Annotated in this window: 18 protein-coding genes and 1 pseudogene; 7 read left to right on the top strand and 12 right to left on the bottom strand. The window is 72.6% G+C overall.

The window, feature by feature from the left end; all coding sequences use genetic code 11:
• Positions 1-29 precede the first annotated feature (29 nt).
• Genes EOE48_RS21875 through EOE48_RS21860 form a run of 4 tightly spaced genes read left to right on the top strand, consistent with a single transcriptional unit; the run spans position 30 to position 3052 of the window.
• Positions 30-878, top strand: coding sequence for an ABC transporter permease (locus EOE48_RS21875; RefSeq protein ID WP_127733011.1), 849 nt, complete (start codon positions 30-32; stop codon positions 876-878).
• Positions 879-885: 7 nt separating this feature from the next.
• Positions 886-1698: an ABC transporter permease gene (locus tag EOE48_RS21870; RefSeq protein ID WP_127733010.1), complete on the top strand. Its 813-nt coding sequence runs from the start codon at positions 886-888 to the stop codon at positions 1696-1698.
• 2 nt (positions 1699-1700) lie between these two features.
• Complete coding sequence (locus EOE48_RS21865; RefSeq protein WP_127733009.1) at positions 1701-2381, top strand: GntR family transcriptional regulator; 681 nt, start codon at positions 1701-1703, stop codon at positions 2379-2381.
• Positions 2378-3052 carry an Asp/Glu/hydantoin racemase gene (locus EOE48_RS21860; RefSeq protein ID WP_127733008.1) on the top strand — a complete coding sequence of 225 codons (675 nt, stop codon included), beginning with the start codon at positions 2378-2380 and terminating at the stop codon, positions 3050-3052. Before EOE48_RS21865 ends, EOE48_RS21860 begins: the two co-directional genes overlap by 4 nt.
• Before the next feature lie 96 nt (positions 3053-3148).
• Here EOE48_RS21860 and EOE48_RS21855 read toward each other — a convergent pair whose 3' ends face one another.
• Positions 3149-4939 (bottom strand): long-chain-acyl-CoA synthetase, encoded by a 1791-nt coding sequence (locus EOE48_RS21855; RefSeq protein ID WP_127733007.1) that lies wholly within the window; start codon positions 4937-4939, stop codon positions 3149-3151.
• A gap of 363 nt (positions 4940-5302) precedes the next feature.
• Between EOE48_RS21855 and EOE48_RS21850 the strand changes: the two genes are divergently transcribed.
• A complete protein-coding gene (locus EOE48_RS21850; RefSeq protein WP_127733006.1) occupies positions 5303-6601 on the top strand; it encodes an O-acetylhomoserine aminocarboxypropyltransferase/cysteine synthase family protein in 1299 nt (432 codons plus the stop codon).
• Positions 6602-6631: 30 nt separating this feature from the next.
• The gene (locus EOE48_RS21845) at positions 6632-7558 is read left to right on the top strand and encodes a homoserine O-acetyltransferase/O-succinyltransferase family protein (protein WP_127733005.1); all 927 of its coding nucleotides are present in this window, start codon (positions 6632-6634) and stop codon (positions 7556-7558) included.
• Positions 7559-7579: 21 nt separating this feature from the next.
• On the opposite strand, the gene fliP is transcribed toward EOE48_RS21845, so the two are convergent.
• The 11 genes from fliP to flgB form a co-directional block, all read right to left on the bottom strand.
• Positions 7580-8329 (bottom strand): flagellar type III secretion system pore protein FliP, encoded by a 750-nt coding sequence (fliP, locus tag EOE48_RS21840; RefSeq protein ID WP_127733004.1) that lies wholly within the window; start codon positions 8327-8329, stop codon positions 7580-7582.
• A 178-nt stretch (positions 8330-8507) separates the two neighbouring features.
• Positions 8508-9599, bottom strand: coding sequence for a recombinase RecA (recA, locus tag EOE48_RS21835; protein ID WP_127733003.1), 1092 nt, complete (start codon positions 9597-9599; stop codon positions 8508-8510).
• Between the two features lie 117 nt (positions 9600-9716).
• Complete coding sequence (locus EOE48_RS21830) at positions 9717-10187, bottom strand: PIN domain-containing protein (RefSeq protein ID WP_127733002.1); 471 nt, start codon at positions 10185-10187, stop codon at positions 9717-9719.
• Entirely contained in the window at positions 10184-10456 is a 273-nt protein-coding gene (locus EOE48_RS21825) for a hypothetical protein (RefSeq protein WP_127733001.1), read from the bottom strand. Before EOE48_RS21825 ends, EOE48_RS21830 begins: the two co-directional genes overlap by 4 nt.
• A gap of 55 nt (positions 10457-10511) precedes the next feature.
• Complete coding sequence (gene cckA / locus EOE48_RS21820; RefSeq protein ID WP_127733000.1) at positions 10512-13160, bottom strand: cell cycle histidine kinase CckA; 2649 nt, start codon at positions 13158-13160, stop codon at positions 10512-10514.
• Between the two features lie 220 nt (positions 13161-13380).
• Positions 13381-14442, bottom strand: a complete 1062-nt coding sequence (flhB, locus tag EOE48_RS21815) for a flagellar biosynthesis protein FlhB (RefSeq protein WP_127732999.1) — start codon at positions 14440-14442, stop codon at positions 13381-13383.
• A gap of 3 nt (positions 14443-14445) precedes the next feature.
• Positions 14446-15204, bottom strand: coding sequence for a flagellar biosynthetic protein FliR (gene fliR, locus EOE48_RS21810; RefSeq protein ID WP_127732998.1), 759 nt, complete (start codon positions 15202-15204; stop codon positions 14446-14448).
• Between the two features lie 11 nt (positions 15205-15215).
• A complete protein-coding gene (fliQ, locus tag EOE48_RS21805; protein ID WP_127732997.1) occupies positions 15216-15482 on the bottom strand; it encodes a flagellar biosynthesis protein FliQ in 267 nt (88 codons plus the stop codon).
• A 126-nt stretch (positions 15483-15608) separates the two neighbouring features.
• Positions 15609-15920, bottom strand: coding sequence for a flagellar hook-basal body complex protein FliE (gene fliE / locus EOE48_RS21800; protein WP_127732996.1), 312 nt, complete (start codon positions 15918-15920; stop codon positions 15609-15611).
• A 2-nt stretch (positions 15921-15922) separates the two neighbouring features.
• Positions 15923-16333, bottom strand: a complete 411-nt coding sequence (gene flgC / locus EOE48_RS21795; protein ID WP_127732995.1) for a flagellar basal body rod protein FlgC — start codon at positions 16331-16333, stop codon at positions 15923-15925.
• A gap of 146 nt (positions 16334-16479) precedes the next feature.
• A complete protein-coding gene (gene flgB, locus EOE48_RS21790) occupies positions 16480-16884 on the bottom strand; it encodes a flagellar basal body rod protein FlgB (RefSeq protein ID WP_127732994.1) in 405 nt (134 codons plus the stop codon).
• 231 nt (positions 16885-17115) lie between these two features.
• On the opposite strand from flgB, the pseudogene EOE48_RS21785 reads away from it, so the two are divergent.
• Positions 17116-17667: pseudogene (locus EOE48_RS21785) on the top strand (hypothetical protein); the annotation flags it as partial.

Raw genomic sequence — 17667 nt, 5'->3', positions numbered from 1 at the left:
ATCTTTTCCCCACCCCCGCAGGCCCCGCCATGTCCCCCCTGCCCGACGTCACCCGCTACGACCTGCGGCTCGCGAGCCCGCTCGCGCTGTTCTTCGCGGCGTTCTTCGTCGCGCCGCTCGCCGCCCTCGTCGCCCTGTCGCTCCGGGGAGCGGACGGGGGTTTCGGCCTGTCGCAATACGCCGCCTTCCTGGGCGACCGCTTCAGCCTGGGCGTGCTCGGTTCGACCCTGTGGCTCGGACTGAAGGTCACCGCCGTCTGCCTCGTCCTCGGCTTCCCGCTGGCCCTGGTGGCGACGCGGGCCGGGGGCTGGGTGCGCGGAGTCGTGATCCTGGCGGTGCTGATGCCGCTCCTCACTAGCGTCGTCATCCGCACCTTCGCGTGGATCGTCATCCTGGGCCGGCAGGGGGTGGTGAACTCGGCCCTGTCGGGCCTCGGCCTCATCGACGCGCCCGTCCGGATGCTCTACGCCGAGGGCGGACTCGTGGCAGCCCTGGCCCAGGTCCAGATGCCCCTGATGGTGCTGCCGCTGATGACCGCCCTGTCGCGGATCGAGCCGAGCCTGTGGGACGCCTCCGAGGCCCTCGGGGCCGGGCGCTGGCGCACCTTCCGGCGGGTGACCCTGCCGCTGTCGCTGCCGGGCCTGATCGCCGGCGCGGTGCTGACCTTCGCGGCGGCGATCTCGGGCTTCATCACCCAGTCGCTGATCGGCGGCGGGCAGATGCTGTTCATGCCCGGCTACATCTACCAGCAGGCGATCGCGCTCCAGAACTGGCCGTTCGCCGCGGCGATGTCGGTGGTGTTCCTCGTCGCGGTGCTCGCCGTCATCCTCGCCTTCAACGCCCTCGGCCGCCTCGCCCGCGGCTACGCCCAGACCTGAGGCCCCGATGTCCCGTCCCGCCTCGATCCTCGACCGCCTGACCTTCGAGGCCGCCGTCGCGCTCCTCGCCGTGGCGGCGCTGGTGCTGCTGCTCGCCCCGACCGTGATCGTGCTGGTGGTGTCGTTCACCGACGGGCTGTCGCTGCGGTTCCCGCCGCCGGGCTTCTCCCTGCGCTGGTACGGCGAATTGTGGGAGGCGTGGCAATTGCACTTCGCGCTCGCCAACAGCCTGAAGGTGGCGGCGTTCTCGACCGTGCTGTCGGTGGTCCTCGGCGTGCTCGGCGCGCTCGCGGTCGCCCGCTCGGCGACGCTGTCGGCGAAACTCCTCGACAGCCTCTTTCTGTCGCCGCTGATCCTGCCCGGCCTCGCCTTCGGGCTGTCGAGCCTGATGTTCTTCTCGCTCCTCGGCTGGCCGGTCTCGGTGACGACGCTGGTGCTCGGCCACACCGTGGTCTGCGTGCCGTTCGTGGTCCGCAACACCGTGGCGGCGCTGACCCAGTTGCAGCCGGTCCTGCTCGAAGGCTCGGCGAGCCTCGGCGCCTCGCGGCTCTATACCCTGCGGCGGATCACCCTGCCGCTGATCCGGCCCGGCATCCTGTCGGGGGGCTTCCTCGCCTTCATGGCCTCGTTCGACAACATCCCGGTCTCGCTGTTCCTGCGCGACGCCGCCACCGACATGCTGCCGATCCGGATGTGGCAGGATCTGGAGGGGCGCCTCGACGTCACCATCGCGGCCCTGTCGGGGGTGCTGATCGTCGCGACGGTGGCGGTGATCGCCGTGATGGAGCGCCTGACCGGCCTGTCGAAGCGGCTGGTGTGACGATGGACGCGACCGAGACCGTCGAGCGCCCGGCCCGGGCGGCGCCCTCGCTCACCGACCGGGCGGCGGCGTCCCTGCGCCGGATGATCCTGCTCAACCAGTTGCGGCCCGGCGAGGCGCTCAACGAGGCCGAGCTGGTGGCGCGGCTCGGGGTCTCGCGCACCCCGATCCGCGAGGCGCTGAAGCTGCTCGCCGGCGAGGGGCTGGTGATGCTGCGCCGCCACCGCTCGGCGCTGGTGACGCGCCTCGACCGCGACGGGCTCGTGCCGCTGTTCGAGCTGGAAGTCGCGCTGGAGAGCCACGCCGCCGGCCTCGCCGCGGCCCGGATGGAGCCGGCCGAGATCCTCCGGCTGGAGCGGCTCCAGGCGGCGATGGAGGCGGCGCGCGACGACCGCGACCGCTACACCCGGCTCAACCGGCAGGCGCACCAGCTCATCGTCGCGGGCGCCCGCAGCCCCGCCATCGCCGAGGCGCACGGCCGCCTGTTCGGGCGGCTGGAGCGGGCGCGCAACGTCGCCCTCGATGCCGGCGGGCGCCTGGACGAATCCCTCGCCGAGCACTCCCGCATCCTCGACGCCCTGCGGGCCGGCGCGGCCGAGGCGGCCCGGGCCGAGATGGCCCGCCACGTCGCCCGCACCCAGACCCTCGTCGTCGCCCACCTCACCGAGGAGCCCAGGCCGTGACCGCCGACGGCGCGCTCCCGCCCCTCGCCGCCGGGGTGATCCTGCCCTCGTCCAACCGGGTGGTCGAGCGCGCCACCGAGGCGCGCCTCGCCGGGCATCCGCGCGTCGCCGCCTGCTACGCCCGGGTGCCGTACGGCCGGATGAGCCACGGCGACGGCTACGACGAGGCGGTGTTCCTGGCCGCCGCCGACCTCCTGGCCGAGGCCGGCATCGCCGCCCTGGTGTGGAACGCCACCCGCGGCGCCGCCCTCGGCTTCGCGCCCGACGAGGCCCTGTGCGCGGCGCTCGCCCGCCGCACCGGCGTCCCGGCCGTCACGACGGCCCTCGCCGCCCGCGAGCGGCTGCGCCGCGACCGGCTCCTCCGCATCGGCCTGATCGTCCAGGGCGACGAGACCGAGGCCCGGCTGGTCGCCGGCCGCTTCGCCGCCGAGGGCATCGGCACCGCGGCCGCGGTCCCGCTCGGGATCGGCGAGAACCGCCTCGCCGCCACCGTGCCCCGCGCCCGCCTGCTCGCGGCGGCCCGGGACTGCGTCGCCGGCGGCGGGATCGACGCGGTGCTGGTCTGGAGCACCAACCTGCCCGGCTGGACCCTGCCGGCGGCGCTCGACGGCGTGCCGGTCCTCGACGCCGCGACCCTCGGGACCGAGGCCCTGCTCGACCGGCTCGGGTGAGGGCGGGGGCAGCGGCCGCCTCAGCCGCATCAGGATGAGACGGCGGTCGTCCTCTCGCGCGATGCGGCTCCCCGGGATGGCCGGGCGCGAGCCAATTCAGACCCGCACCTCCCCGCGCAGGATCCGTCCATAAAGAGCCTCGTCGAGCGGCCGGTAGGCGCCGGCCGCGGCGTCGTCGAACAGCAGCGGATCGCTCACCCGGCCGGGATCGAACCCGTCGTCCACCAGCGCCTGCTTCTTCTGCTTGAACGTCTCGGTGATCTCGAACCCGGCACACAGCCGCAGGAACAGCGGCCGGGCATAGGCCGGCAGCGCCGCCGCGAGATGGGCGCGCAGGGCGGCCGGGTCGAAGCCGGGGGCGACGGTGAGTGCCGCCATGCCGGCGCGGCCCTCGGTGCCCGGCACCGCGACGCCGTAGACCGCCGCCTCGACCACGCCGGGGGCGCCCGACAGGGCGGCGGCGACCTCGGTGGTGGCGACGTTCTCGCCCTTCCAGCGGAAGGTGTCGCCGACCCGGTCGACGAAGCTGTAGAAGCCCTGACGGTCGACCCGCATCAGGTCGCCGGTGCGCATCCAGGCATCGCCGGGCGAGAAGACGTCGCGCAGCACCTTGTGCTCGCTCTCGGCGGCGTCGGTGTAGCCCTCGAAGCGCTGGCTGCCGACCTCGCGGGTCAGCCGCCCGATCAGTTCCCCCGCCTCGCCCGGGGCGCAGCGCTCGCAGAACCCGTCGGCGCCCCGGGCCGGCCGGCCGGTCTCCGGGTCGTGGCGCACCAGCGCCGCCGGGGAGCGGTGGGCGAGGAACGGCGGCACCCGGCCGACCGCGCCGACCCGGCCCTCGACGTTGGCGAGCGACAGCGTCCCCTCGGTGGCGGCGTAGAATTCGAGGATGCGCGGGATCGCGAACCGATCCCGGAACGCCTCCCAGATCTCGGGCCGCAGGCCGTTGCCGGCGGCGAGGCGCAGGCGGTGGGCCCGCTCGCGCGGATGCGGCGGAGCGGCCAGGAGATAGCGGCACAGCTCGCCGATGTACTGGAACAGGGTGCAGTCGGTCTCGGCGACGTCGTCCCAGAACCGGCGGGCCGAGAACTTTTCCCGGATCACCGCCGCGCCGCCGCCCACGATGACGCTGCCGGTCGCCACCACGCCGCCGACGCTGTGGTACATCGGCAGGCAGTTGTAGAGCCGGTCGCCCGGCGCGGTCGCCATCAGCCCGGCGAACCAGTGGCTCCAGGTCATGACCCGGTGGTGGCTCACCCGCGCCGCCTTCGGCAGGCCGGTGGTGCCCGAGGTGTAGATGTAGAGCGCGGTGTCGCCCAGGCCGACCTCGGGCTGCTCGCCGGGCGCGAGCATTCCGTGATCGAGGCGCGCGAGGGCGGCGTCGAGGCTGCGGCCGGGGCCGTCGCCGAGGCTCCACAGGCCCGGCCGCTCGGAGAGACGGGTCTCGGCCCCGGCATAGGACTCGGCGAGGTCCGCCGCGACGATCATCCGCCGCGGTGCCGCGGCGGCGATGCAATGGGCGAGCGCCGCGCCGGTCAGGTTGGTGTTGAGCAGGGCGGCGACGCCGCCGACGCGGCTGATCCCGAGCCACGCCGCCATCATGTCGGGCCGGTTCGGCATCAGCACGCCGACGCACTCGCCGGGCTTCAGCCCCTCGGCGCGGAACCAGCGGGCATAGGTCCGGGCCCGCGCCGCCAGATCGGCGTGACTGAGGGTCTCGCCCTCGCCGATCAGCGCCGGCGCCTCGCCGTGGGCAAGGCCGAGCTCGTCCACCACCACCGCCAGGGTCCGGTGCGGCTGCGTCCCGATCCGGGACGTGCGTTCCAGGGCGCCGAGCCATCCGGCCGTGGAGGAGGGCCGCGCCGCGCCGCCGGTTGCCTCGCTCCGCATGCCGCCCGCTCCTGCCGATGGGAGATCCCCGCCCGGACGGTGGCGGGGCAAGCCTGAAGAATCCGTGAGCCGCGACGGGCCGAGGACGCCACCGCTCGGGCACGGCCTATGCCGCGCAAGCCGGAACGCTCGGATTGCGCGGAGATCGTCAGCCCGTCCTTCAGCATGAAAACCGATGGGACGGGCCGTCTCCCGCCCGGCCTCCGGGTCGGCAGGTCGTCCGCAAGGCCGGATCGCGTATCCTCCCCGCATCGGCGGGCGCCGCAGGCGGGCCCGGCCTGTCCCGAAACGGGCCGGCCGGCTCCGGTGCGGCGCTTGCAGCCTGTCCTGCGCAGGGCGCGGGCGTGTCGAGGAACGGGACAGATGAGGGCTGAGACGATCGCGGTCCATGGCGGCTACGAGGACGACCCGACGACGCACGCCGTCGCGGTGCCGATCTACCAGACCGTCGCGTATTCCTTCGACAGCGCCGAGCACGGCGCCGCGCTGTTCAACCTCGAAGCCGAGGGCTACCGCTACAGCCGCATCGCCAACCCGACCACGGCGGTGCTCGACCGCCGGGTCGCGGCCCTGGAGGGCGGCCATGCGGCGCTCAGCGTCGCCACCGGGCAGGCGGCCCTGCACTACGCCATCGCGACGCTGGCCGATTGCGGCGGCAACATCGTCTCGGTGCCGCAGCTCTACGGCACGACCCACACCCTGTTCGCCCACGTCCTGCCGCGCCAGGGCATCCACACCCGCTTCGCCGCGGGCGACCGCCCGGAGGATCTCGCCCGCCTCATCGACGGCGAGACCCGCGCGGTCTATTGCGAGAGCATCGGCAACCCGGCCGGCAACATCTGCGACATCGCGGCGATCGCCGAGATGGCCCATGCCCACGGCGTGCCGCTCGTCGTCGACAACACCGTCGCGACCCCGATCCTGATGCGGCCGATCGAGCACGGGGCCGACATCGTGGTCGCCTCGCTGACCAAGTTCATGGGCGGCCACGGCACGACGCTCGGCGGCGCGATCGTCGACAGCGGCCGCTTCCCCTGGAAGGAGCACGCCGCGCGCTTCCCGATGCTGTGCGAGCCGGACGCGTCGTATCACGGCCTCGTCTACGCCGACCATTTCGGCCCCGGCGCCTTCGTGGCGCGGGCGCGCAGCGTCTACCAGCGCACCACCGGCGCGGTGCTGGCGCCGATGAGCGCGTTCCTGCTGCTCCAGGGCATCGAGACCGTCGCCCTGCGGGTCGAGCGCCACGTCGAGAACGCCCGCAAGGTGGCGGGCTTCCTGCGCGACGACCCGCGCGTCGCCTGGGTGAACTACGCCGGCTTCCCCGACAGCCCGTACTACGCCCTGGCGCAGAAGTATCTCGGCGGCCGGGCCTCGTCGCTGCTCACCTTCGGGGTGCGGGGCGGCTACGAGGGCGGGCGGGCCTTCTACGACGCCCTCGCGCTGGTCAAGCGGCTGGTCAATATCGGCGACGCCAAGTCCCTCGCCTGCCACCCGGCCTCGACCACCCACCGGCAGATGTCGGCCGAGGAGCAGGCCCGGGCCGGCGTGCGGCCGGAAACCATTCGCATCTCGGTCGGCATCGAGCACGCCGACGACATCCTCGCCGACCTCGATCAGGCGCTCGCCGCCGCCGCCCGCCCGCTGGTTCGGGCGGCGGAGTAACCCTCGTTCCACCCGAGAGGACCGCCCGCGATGACCAACGCCGCTCTCCTGGCTCCCGGCTCGCCGCCGTCGTCGCGGGGAGCGGCCGGCCGGCCGATCACGGTCGGGCTCCTCAACAACATGCCGGACGCGGCGCTCAGGCCGACCGCGCGGCAGTTCGAGCGCCTGCTTTCCGGCAGGGGAGGGGTGCGGCTGCGCCACTTCCACCTGCCCGGCCTCGCCCGCGGCGAGGCGGCGGGGGGGCACCTGCGGGCGGTCGGCTCGGCCCCGGCCGACATGATGGCGGACCTCGACGCCCTGGTCGTCACCGGAAGCGAGCCGCGGGCGGGGTGCCTGCGCGACGAGCCATACTGGGACGACCTGACCCGGGCGATCGACTGGGCGCAGGCCCACACCGTCTCGACCCTGTTCTCGTGCCTCGCCGCCCACGCGGCGGTGCTGCATCTCGACGGGATCGGGCGCCGCCGGCTGCCGGAGAAGTGCTCGGGCGTGTTCGATTGCCGGCCGACCGGCGCGCATCCGCTCCTCGCCGGCCTGCCGGTGCCGCTCGCCGTGCCGCATTCGCGCTGCAACGGCCTCGACGAGGCCGAACTGGCGGCGCGGGGCTACCGGGTGCTGACCCGGTCCGATGCGGTCGGCGTCGACCTCTTCGTGAAGCCGGGCCGCTCGCTGCTGGTGTTCCTGCAGGGGCATCCGGAATACGACCGCGACTCGCTCGCCCGCGAGTATCGCCGCGATCTCGGCCGCCACCGCGACGGCCTGCGCCCCGACCGCCCGGCCCTGCCGGCGCAGTACTTCGACGCCGCGACGGCGGCGCGGCTGCGCGACGATCCCGGCACCGGACCGCTGCCCGATTGCCCGCCCCCGGCCGACGCCCGCTGGCAGGCGGGGGCGGGGCGGCTGTTCGCGAACTGGCTCGCCCTGGTCGAAGCCGGGCGGCGGCAGGGGGTTCTCTAGGATTGCCGGCGCGGCGAAAGCCTAGCCGCCGTAGCTCTGCACCAGCGACCCGGCGACGAGGGTCCAGCCGTCGACCAGCACGAAGAAGATCAGCTTGAACGGCAGCGCCACCGTCGCCGGCGGCAGCATCATCATCCCGACCGCCATCAGGATCGACGCGACCACGAGGTCGATGATGAGGAACGGGATGAACAGCAGGAAGCCGATCTCGAAGGCGCGGCGCAGCTCCGAGATCATGAAGGCCGGCGTCAGCACCTCCAGCCCGACCGCCTCGGGCGTCGCCGGGGCCGGCGTGCGGGCGAGGTCGAGAAAGAGCCGCAGGTCCTTCTCGCGCACGGTGCGCAGCATGAACGCCTTGAACGGGCCGGCGGCGCGCTCGAACGCCTGCGACTGCTGGATCTGCCCGGCGAGCAGCGGCTCGACGCCGAGACGGTAGGATTCCCGGGCGGTCGGGGCCATCACGAAGGCGGTGAGGAACAGCGACAGGCTGACGATCACGGCGTTGGGCGGCGCGCTCTGGGTGCCGAGCGCCGAGCGCAGGATCGACAGCACCACGACGATGCGCACGAACGAGGTCGCCATCACCAGAACCGACGGCGCCAGCGCCAGCACGGTGATGAGCGCGACGAGCTGCAGCGCCCGTTCGGTGACGCCGCCGCCTGGCCCGAGATCGAGCGTCAGGCTCTGGGCGAGGGCCGCCGCCGGCAGCAGCGCGAGGAGCGCGCCGGCCAGCAGGGCGCGGCAGAGGGAACGGCGATTCGGCGGCACCATGGTGGCGCCACCCTTGATCGGGGAAGGCGGCTCCCGCAAGGCGGCGCGGGCCGGTCCCGGTCCGGGACGCCCGCGCGCTGTCTTTGCGGCAACAGCCGGGTGCGGGGGACGTCTCACGCGAAAAGGCCGCCCCGGTCGGACCGGGGCGGCCTTTCATGACGGCAGGGCCGGTATCCGGTTACGCCGAACCCTCGTCGAGGTCGTCGGCGGTCGGGGTGGCGGTCTCGAGGATCTTGTCGGCGACGAGACCCATGTTCTGCCGGATCGCCGCCTCGATGCGGCCGGCGATGTCGGGGTTGTCGCGCAGGAAGCCCTTCGAGTTCTCGCGGCCCTGGCCGAGGCGCTGGCTGTCGTAGGAGAACCACGCGCCCGATTTCTCGACGATGCCGGCCTTGACGCCGAGGTCGATCAGCTCGCCGACCTTCGACACGCCCTCGCCGAACATGATGTCGAACTCGACCTGCTTGAACGGCGGCGCCACCTTGTTCTTGACCACCTTGACGCGGACGCTGTTGCCGATCGGCTCGTCGCGGTCCTTCAGGGTCGAGACCCGGCGGATGTCGAGGCGGACCGAGGCGTAGAACTTCAGCGCGTTGCCGCCGGTGGTGGTCTCCGGGCTGCCGTACATCACGCCGATCTTCATCCGGATCTGGTTGATGAAGATCACCATGCAGTTCGAGCGCGAAATCGAACCGGTGAGCTTGCGCAGGGCCTGGCTCATCAGGCGGGCCTGGAGGCCGGGCTGCTGGTCGCCCATCTCGCCCTCGATCTCGGCCCGCGGCGTCAGCGCCGCCACCGAATCGACCACCAGCACGTCGATGGCGCCGGAGCGCACCAGGGTGTCGGTGATCTCGAGCGCCTGCTCGCCGGTATCGGGCTGCGAGATCAGCAGGTCGTCGAGGTTGACGCCGAGCTTGCGCGCGTAGACCGGGTCGAGCGCGTGCTCGGCGTCGACGAAGGCGCAGACCCCGCCCTTCTTCTGCGCTTCCGCGATGGTGTGGAGCGCCAGCGTGGTCTTGCCCGAGGATTCCGGGCCGTAGATCTCGATCACCCGGCCGCGCGGCAGCCCGCCGACGCCGAGGGCGATGTCGAGGCCGAGCGAGCCGGTCGAGACGGTCTCGACCTCCTGCACCTTGTCGCCCTTGCCGAGCCGCATGATCGAGCCCTTGCCGAAGGCCCGCTCGATCTGGGCGAGCGCAGCGTCGATCGCCTTCGACTTGTCCTTGTCCATGGTCGCGTTTTCCACAAGTCGAGGTTGGGGCTGAGCCATCGGTGGCGGGTCCTTATGGCACGGGGGGGACGGGATTCTCAACGTGCGCCGGCCCGACTCATGTACTTGTTTTGTTCTCAATCCGCAAGGCCGACGAGGGGCGCCGGGACGAGGTGTTCACGGGGCGTCGAGGCTGCGGCGCAGGTTGGCGTTGGACCAGGACGGCCAGCCGCTGCCGGCGAAGTCGCGGTCGTGGCTCCAGATGTCGGCGTCGAGGAGCCATGCGCAGGCCAGCACGTGCGCGTCGGCGGTCGAGCCGTTGCGTGAGGCGACGGCGTGGCGAAGGATGACGGCCGCTTCGTCGAGGCCGCCGTCATATCGTGAAGCCTCGACCACCACGAGGCCGGCGAGAAGCGCTTCCGCCTCCTCGATCACGTTCTCACGCAGCCCCTTCAGGTCCCGCAGGACATGCAGGACCTCTTCGGCGGATCTCGCCGAGGCGGCGACGTTCCGACTCGACAGAACGTGTTCGAAGACGGTGCGCGAGCGTTGTCCCAGGACCACGCTGAGGATGATGTTGGCGTCGATGACGAGGACCCGCGACGGAGCACGCGGCGAGCGCCGCGCCGACTCGGAGGAGGCCGTCATTCAGCGCCACGTTCGGCGAGCAGGCGGTCGATGACGGCGTTCTCCTCCGGCGTCCGCCGTGCCGCAGCGGCATCGATGTCGGCCAGCACCTTGCGCATGTATTCCGGCGAAGTGCGGGGCAACGGCATCAGCACGCCGACGGTCGCGCCGTCGTTCTTGATCGGCACGGGGCGTGGGAGCGCCTGGATCGCCTCGGCCGAGATCTCGTGGAGTTCCTCGATGCTGATGGATCGGGACATCGCGGCGTCCTCGTTGCTGGCGAACGTCATGTAGGCCCCGGGATCGCGCCCGCCAATGGCCGAACCGGAGGCACCCGGCGCCGCCTCACGCCGAGATCGTCGTCTTCACCGTCTCGACCAGTTGTTTGAGGCTGAACGGCTTGGGCAGGAAGTTGAACTCCTCGCCCTCGGGCAGGTTCTTGCGGAACGCGTCCTCGGCGTAGCCGGAGACGAAGATCACCTTCAGGTCCGGGTGGCGCTTACGCAGCTCGCGCAGCAGGGTCGGCCCGTCCATCTCCGGCATCACCACGTCGGAGACGACGAGGTCCACCGGCTCCTCGCGCTCGGCGATGATCTGGAGCGCCTCCAGGCCCGAGGCGGCCTCCAGCACGGTGTAGCCGCGGGCGGTGAGCGCCCGGCCGTTGACCGCCCGAACCGGATCCTCGTCCTCGACCAGCAGGATCGTGCCGCGGCCGGTGAGGTCCTGGGGCGTCGGTGGCTTGGGTGCCGGTCTGGCCGGGGTCTCGGCGCCGCCCTTCCGCGTCTCGGGATCCGGCGTCGGCGGGGGAGGCGGCAGCGGCGGGGCGATCTCCTCGGGGGTCGGCTCGTGGCGCGGCAGGTAGATGCCGAACACCGTGCCCTCGCCCACCGTCGACTTCACCTCGATGTAGCCGCCCGACTGCTTGACGATGCCGAACACCGTCGAGAGGCCCAGCCCGGTGCCCTTGTTGACCTCCTTGGTGGTGAAGAACGGTTCGAAGATCTTCTCCATCACGTCCGGCGGCATGCCCTCGCCGGTATCGGTGACCTCGACCAGCACGTAGTCGAGCGGCACCATGCCGGTGAGGGCGAGCCGGGCGGCGGCCTCGGCGGTGACGTTGGAGGTGCGGATCAGCAGCCGCCCGCCGCCCGGCATCGCGTCGCGGGCGTTGACCGCGAGGTTCACGATCACCTGCTCGAACTGGTTGACGTCGGCCTTGACGGTCCAGAGGTCGCGGCCGTGCTTGAGGTCGAGCTCGACCCGCTCGCCGAGCAGGCGCTTGAGCAGCAGGGTCAGGTCGGAGAGCGCCTCGCCGAGATGGATCACCTCCGGCCGCAGGGTCTGGCGGCGGGAGAAGGCCAGCAGCTGCCGCACCAGGCTCGCGGCCCGGTTGGCGTTCTGCTTGATCTGCATGATGTCCTGGAACGCCGGATCGGCCGGGCGGTGGCTGGCCAGCAGCAGGTCCGAGTAGCCGATGATCGCCTGGAGCACGTTGTTGAAGTCGTGCGCGATGCCGCCGGCGAGCTGGCCGACCATCTCCATCTTCTGGGCCTGGTTGATCTGCTGCTGGAGCTGGTGCTGGGCCGTGGTGTCGAGGGCGTAGAGGATCACCGTCTCGTGCGGGCCCTGCCCGTGCGGGCCCTGCCCGTGCGGCCGCTGCCCGTCGCCGCCGGCGCGGATCTCGGGGCTGAGCCAGATCCGGGCGCTGCGGTTGCCCGGCGCCGCGACGCCGATCTCGACCGGGGCGACGTCGCCGCGCCCTTCCGCGGCGAGGCGCAGGGCCCCGTCGAGGGTGGCGCGGTCGCGCTCGGTGACGAAGTCGCGCACCGCCGGGCCGGCCTCGCTGCCGTCGCCGGTGCGCGGCAGGGTGCCGAACAGCCGCGCGAACGAGGCGTTGGCCCGCACCATGCGGCCGTCGGGACCGAGGGTCGCGACGGCGATCGGGCTGGTGTTGAAGAAGCGGGCGAAGCGCGACTCGGCCTCGGCGGCCGGCTCGTCGGCGCCCTCGCCCCCCCGCAGGTTGAGCACCAGCGTCCGCGAGGCCCCCGGGCGGCCGTCCTGGCCGTAGGCGACCCGGTGGTAGATCCGCGCCGGCAGCGGGTGGCCGTTGCGCCGGCGCAGGTCGAGGTCGAACACGTCGGTGCGGACCTCGCCGGCGACGCCGTTGCCGGCCACCAGCACGTCGCCGACCTCGGCGGTGAGGATCTCCGACAGGCGCAGGCCGCCGGAGCCGACCTGGGCGAGGTCGTGGCCGAGCCACGAGGCGAGGGTCGCGTTCATGTAGACGATCGCGCCGCGGGGATCGACCGACAGGAACCCGGCCGGGGCGTGGTCGAGGTAGTCGATCGCGTGCTGGAGCTCCTGGAAGACGTTCTCCTGCCGCTCGCGCTCGTGGGTGACGTCGGCGACGCTCCACAGGGCGAGCGGGCGGGCGAGGGCGAGCGGGCGCACGGCGATGCGGTACCAGGCGAACTCGCGGTCGGCGGCGCCGGCCGGCGGCGGCGCCATGCGGACCTCCTCGGAGCGGCTGCGCCCCTCGCGCGCCGCCTGGGCGAGGCGGTAGACCGCCTCCGACACCTCCGGGCTGCCGACGAAGACCCGCTCGACCAGCCGCAGGTTGCTGAAGCTGTCGCTGCCGGCGAGCTGGAGGTAGGCGGCATTGGCGTAGATCGGGCGGGTGCCGTCCTCGACCGCGATGACGCTGTCGGGAGCGGCGTCGACGATCGCCTTGGTGACGTCGTTGCGCGCGCCCTGGCCGGTGAGCTGGATCGCCCCGATCGCGAAGGCGAACAGCGAGAACACGCCCGCCATCGCCAGGAGCGCGAGCAGGCCGAGGATCAGCGGCTGCGCCTGCTCGTTGGCGACGAAGCTCAGCCCGACGGCGGCGCCGACCAGCAGGCCGGCGAGCAGCAGCAGCAGGCTGACCCGGCCCGGCCGCTCGGACCGGTCGATCGCCACGGGTTCGGTCGTCGGGGGTGCGCTCAACTCCGGCATGACGCCTCGAACCATCCTGTCATACGATTTCCGATTGATCGCTCGGCGACCCCTTTGGGATCGCGTCGCGACGCGGAAACCGGCTTCGCTCATGCGCTGCGCGGGCCAACGCGCTCGAGCGCCGTTCCGGCCGCCGGGAGGACGACCGCGGTCCCGAACCCCGTCGCGCGGTTATGCCCGAGCCGGCGGGGGCGGCAAGCCGAAGTTGCGCCGCGCGCCCTCACCGGCGCCGGGTCCGCAGGACGAAGCCGATCACCTCGGCCACCGCCCGGTAGTGCTCCTCGGGGATCGTCTCGTCGATCTCGACGGTCGCGTGCAGCGCCCGGGCGAGCGGCGGGTTCTCGACGATCGGCACGTCGTGCTCGCCCGCGACCTCGCGGATGCGCAGGGCCAGCGCATCGACGCCCTTGGCGACGCAGAGCGGCGCGCCCATGCCGGATTCGTAGCGCAGGGCCACCGCGAAATGGGTCGGGTTGGTGACGATGACGGTGGCGGTCGGGACCGCGGCCATCATCCGCTTCCTCACCCGGGCGAGGCGCAACTGGCGGATGCGGCCCTTGATCTCGGGGTTGCCGTCGCTCTCCTTGGCCTCCTCCTTGATCTCCTGCTTGGTCATCCGCAACTGCCGGCGCCACTGGAAGCGCTGGTAGAGACCGTCGGCGAGCGCGATCACCGCGTAGGCGGCGAGCACTCCGGCCAGCAGGCGCAGGGACAGCCCGAGGGTGACCGGCAGCAGCGCGGCCGGCTCGATCCGGGCCGCGGCTTCGAGCCGGTCGCGGTCGAGCCACAGGATCACCCCGGCGACGATGCCGACGAGCAGCACCTTGACCAGACCCTTGACGAGGTTGAGCACCGCCTCGACGCCGAACAGCCGCTTGAAGCCGGCCATGGGCGAGACCCGGCTCCATTGCGGCCCGAGCGGGTCTGTGGTCCACAGGAACGGGTGCTGGGCGCGCCCGCCGGCGAGGGACGCCGCCACCACCGCGGCGAGCGGCACCGCCAGCGCCACGAGGGCGGCCACGAGCGCCCGGCGCCCGAACGCGACGTAGGCGACCGGATCGGAGGGGATGTCGTGCAGCCGGCCGAGCAGGCCGCGCATGTCGGCGAACAGGCCGCGCGCGATCGGGCCGGCGGCGATCAGCAGCACCAGGGTGAAGGCGGCGAGGATGAAGAGGGTGTTGATCTCCTGGCTGTTGGCGACGTTGCCGCGCTTGATCGCGTCCTCGATGCGCTTCGGGGTCGGATCCTCGGTGCGGTCCTCCTGGTCGCTGCCCTCGGCCACGGCTCACGGCCTCCCCAGCTCGGCGAGGAAGCGGCCGAGGTCGTCGACGAACACCCCCATCACCACGCCCAGGGTCGCCAGCATCACCGCCATGCCGATCAGGATCGAGGCCGGCAGGGCGACGGTGAAGACCTGCATCTGCGGCATCAGCCGCGACAGCACGCCGAGCCCGAGGTTGAACAGGATGCCGAACACGATGAACGGCGCCGAGATCTGCACCGCGAGCGAGAAGCCGCGGGCGACCGCGCGGATCGCGAGGCTCGCGGCGTCGCCGGTCGCCGGCACCCCGACCGGCGGCAGCAGGGCGTAGCTGTCGCGGATCGCGCCGAGGGCGAGGTGGTGCAGGTCGAGCGTCAGGATCAGGGTGATGCCGAGCAGGGTCAGGAAGTTGCCGATCGACGCCTGCTGCCCGCCCATCGTCGGGTCGATGGTCATGGCGTAGGCGAGGCCGAGCTGCTGGGCGGCGATCATCCCGGCGGTCTGGAGCGCCGCGAGCACCGCCCGCACGGCGAGCCCGAGCACCAGCCCGATCGCGATCTCGCCGATCAGCAGCCCGATCAGCCCCGGCCCGGCGCCGTCGGTCGCCGGCAGCAGGGTCCGGGTGAGGGGAAACAGCACCAGCGACAGCAGCAGCGCGAAGGCCAGCCGCAGGCGCGGCGACACCATCTGCTCGCCGAGCCCCGGCATCAGCATCACCAGGGTGCCGACCCGGGCGAAGGTGAGCAGGTAGGCGGCGGCGAGGCCGGGCAGGAGCAGGTTCACGGAGGATCCGGTCAGTTCCCCGCGACGATGCGGGCGGCGATCCGGGTCATGTAGCCCGCCAGGGCGTCGCCCATGAAGGGCAGCATCAGCAGCAGGGCAGCGAAGACCGCGACGATCTTCGGCACGTAGATGAGGGTCTGCTCCTGGATCTGGGTCAGCGCCTGGAGCAGCGAGACCACGAGGCCGATCACCAGGGCCACCACCATCAGGGGGCCGGCGACCTTCAGGAAGGTGACGATGCCGTCGCGGGCGACGTCGAGGATGGCGAGGCCGGTCATGGGGCGATCATGGACGGGGAGGCTTTCGCCAGGATGGTGCGGGGGCAGCGGAGGCGGAGGCCGGCGACGGAGAACGAGGCGGAGGCCGGCGACGGAGAACGAGGCGAGGATCGGCGGGGAAAAAGGTCAGATCTGCATCCGCATGATCTCCTCGTAGGCGGAGATCACCCGGTCGCGCACGGCGACGAGGGTCTGGAGGGCGGTCTCGCTCTCGGCCACCGCCGTCACCACGTCGACGACGTTGGCCTTGCCGCCAGCCACCGCCATCGCCTGGGCCTCGCTGCGCTTGCCGGCCTCGGCGACGCCGTCGAGGGTGGAGGCGAGCATCTGGCCGAAGCCGGGGGCGGGGGAGGCGGCGTCGACCGGGCGCACCGCGCCGGGCCGGCCGAGGCTCTGGACCGCCGCGTAGGCGCCGGCCGCGAAGGCGTTGCTGGGCATCCTCAGACCTTCAGGATATCGAGAGTGCGCGAGATCATCCGGCGGGCCGCCGTGACCATGGAGAGGTTGGCCTCGTAGCTGCGCTGGGCCTCGCGCAGGTCGACGGTCTCGATCAGCACGTTGACGTTGGGCATCGCCACCTCGCCCTTGGCGTTGGCGGCGGGGTGCCCGGGATCCTGCTTGGTGCGGAACTCGGACGGGTCGCGGCGGACCCGGCCGAGATCGACCACGGTGGCGTCGAGGGCGCGGTCGACGTGGTTGGCGAAGGTCGGGATCTTGCGCCGGTACGGCTCGGCCCCGGCGCGGGCCGGCGCCGAATCCGCGTTGGCGATGTTCTCCGAGATCACCCGCATCCGCCCGGACTGGGCCTTCAGCCCCGAGGCCGCGATGCCGATCGCCTTCGTGAAGTCCATGACGTCTCTCCGGCCCGCGCCGCACCGGCCGCGGGGCGGCGCCCGGCGGATCCGGCTGGCAGGCGGATGGGATGAAGGGGGGGCCGGCGAGGGCTTGCCGGCGACGACTTGGTAGCGGCGACTTGCCGGCCGTTGCTTGCCGACCGTTACTTGCCGACCGCGGTCCGCAGCATCTGCAGGCTCTTCTGGTAGAGCGAGGCGGCGAGCTGGTAGTCGGCCTGGTTGTCGCCGACCTTCAGCATCTCCTCCTCGAGGTTCACGGCGTTGCCGCTCGGCATCACCTCGAACCGGGTCTTCTCGCGCTCCTCGCCCGGCCCGCGCGGCGCGCCGCCGGCGAGGTGGGACGCGCTGGTGCGCGCCACCCCGATGCCGGGCAGGCCCGAGGCGGCCAGCTCCCCGGCCGGGGTGAAGCGCGGCGCCCGCAGGTCGCGGGCCTTGAAGCCCGGCGTGTCGGCGTTGGCGACGTTCTCGGCCAGGACCTTCTGGCGGGTCTGGCTCCACTGCATGCGGTTGCGCAGCATCGCGACGACGGGGAGATCGGTGACCGACACGGGGCAGCCTCGCAGTGACCGGCAAAATCTGCCGGGCGCATGGTTAAGAGGCGGTTAATGGGGCGGGCGCTGCCGCACGGTGTCGCGGCGGGGCCTGCGATAGGGCTGGACAGCGACCCGATCAAAGCTGTTAACGACGTCTTAACTCTCCCTGCTCACGCGGCGTTGAGGCGTGCTAGATATCCACACCGAACGCCGGCGCGCCGCGCCATCACCCTGAGAGACTGTGCATTGCTCTCCACGATTTTAGGGACGGAAGGATCTCCCCTGGTCTCCTACCTGGTCGTCTTCCTGATCATGGTGGTGCTGCTGAGCCTGTTCGCCGTCGTGGCGAAGCGGTTCGCCCGCGGTCGCCTGAGCCTCGGCAACGGATCGGGAACCCGCAGCCGGCAGCCGCGTCTCGGCATCGTCGACATCTACGAGCTCGACCGCCAGCGCCAGCTCATCCTGCTGCGGCGCGACAACACCGAGCACCTGCTGCTCGTGGGCGGGCCGAACGACGTGGTGGTCGAGCGCAACATCGTGCGCACCGGCACCGCCCGGGTGGCGCCGGACCTGCCGGCGCCCGAAGAAGAGGCGCCGCTGCACCTGCCGCCGGCCGGCGAGCCGGCCCCGCTGCCGCCCCCGTTCCCCGAGCGTCCCGCCGTCCCGCTGCCGCCCCCGGACCTCGAGGCGATGTTCGCCTCCCGCGAGGGGCCGCGTCCCGCCGCGCCGCCCCCGCCGCTGCCGGAGCCGGTGGCTCCTCCGATCCCGGCGCCCGAGCCGGTGCCGGCACCGGCGGTC

The sequence above is a fragment of the Methylobacterium oryzihabitans genome (assembly GCF_004004555.2).
Lineage (GTDB): Bacteria > Pseudomonadota > Alphaproteobacteria > Rhizobiales > Beijerinckiaceae > Methylobacterium > Methylobacterium oryzihabitans.
This window is presented reverse-complemented; position numbering and strand designations above follow the sequence as displayed.

Coding starts and splice junctions, on each gene's coding strand:
- EOE48_RS21870 (WP_127733010.1), top strand. CDS start 886: ATGTCCCGTCCCGCCTCGATCCTCGACCGCCTGACCTTCGAGGCCGCC.
- EOE48_RS21855 (WP_127733007.1), bottom strand. CDS start 4,939: ATGCGGAGCGAGGCAACCGGCGGCGCGGCGCGGCCCTCCTCCACGGCC.
- EOE48_RS21845 (WP_127733005.1), top strand. CDS start 6,632: ATGACCAACGCCGCTCTCCTGGCTCCCGGCTCGCCGCCGTCGTCGCGG.
- EOE48_RS21825 (WP_127733001.1), bottom strand. CDS start 10,456: ATGACGTTCGCCAGCAACGAGGACGCCGCGATGTCCCGATCCATCAGC.
- cckA (WP_127733000.1), bottom strand. CDS start 13,160: ATGCCGGAGTTGAGCGCACCCCCGACGACCGAACCCGTGGCGATCGAC.
- fliQ (WP_127732997.1), bottom strand. CDS start 15,482: ATGACCGGCCTCGCCATCCTCGACGTCGCCCGCGACGGCATCGTCACC.
- EOE48_RS21875 (WP_127733011.1), top strand. CDS start 30: ATGTCCCCCCTGCCCGACGTCACCCGCTACGACCTGCGGCTCGCGAGC.
- recA (WP_127733003.1), bottom strand. CDS start 9,599: ATGGCTCAGCCCCAACCTCGACTTGTGGAAAACGCGACCATGGACAAG.
- flgC (WP_127732995.1), bottom strand. CDS start 16,333: ATGGACTTCACGAAGGCGATCGGCATCGCGGCCTCGGGGCTGAAGGCC.
- EOE48_RS21850 (WP_127733006.1), top strand. CDS start 5,303: ATGAGGGCTGAGACGATCGCGGTCCATGGCGGCTACGAGGACGACCCG.
- fliE (WP_127732996.1), bottom strand. CDS start 15,920: ATGCCCAGCAACGCCTTCGCGGCCGGCGCCTACGCGGCGGTCCAGAGC.
- fliP (WP_127733004.1), bottom strand. CDS start 8,329: ATGGTGCCGCCGAATCGCCGTTCCCTCTGCCGCGCCCTGCTGGCCGGC.
- EOE48_RS21865 (WP_127733009.1), top strand. CDS start 1,701: ATGGACGCGACCGAGACCGTCGAGCGCCCGGCCCGGGCGGCGCCCTCG.
- EOE48_RS21830 (WP_127733002.1), bottom strand. CDS start 10,187: ATGACGGCCTCCTCCGAGTCGGCGCGGCGCTCGCCGCGTGCTCCGTCG.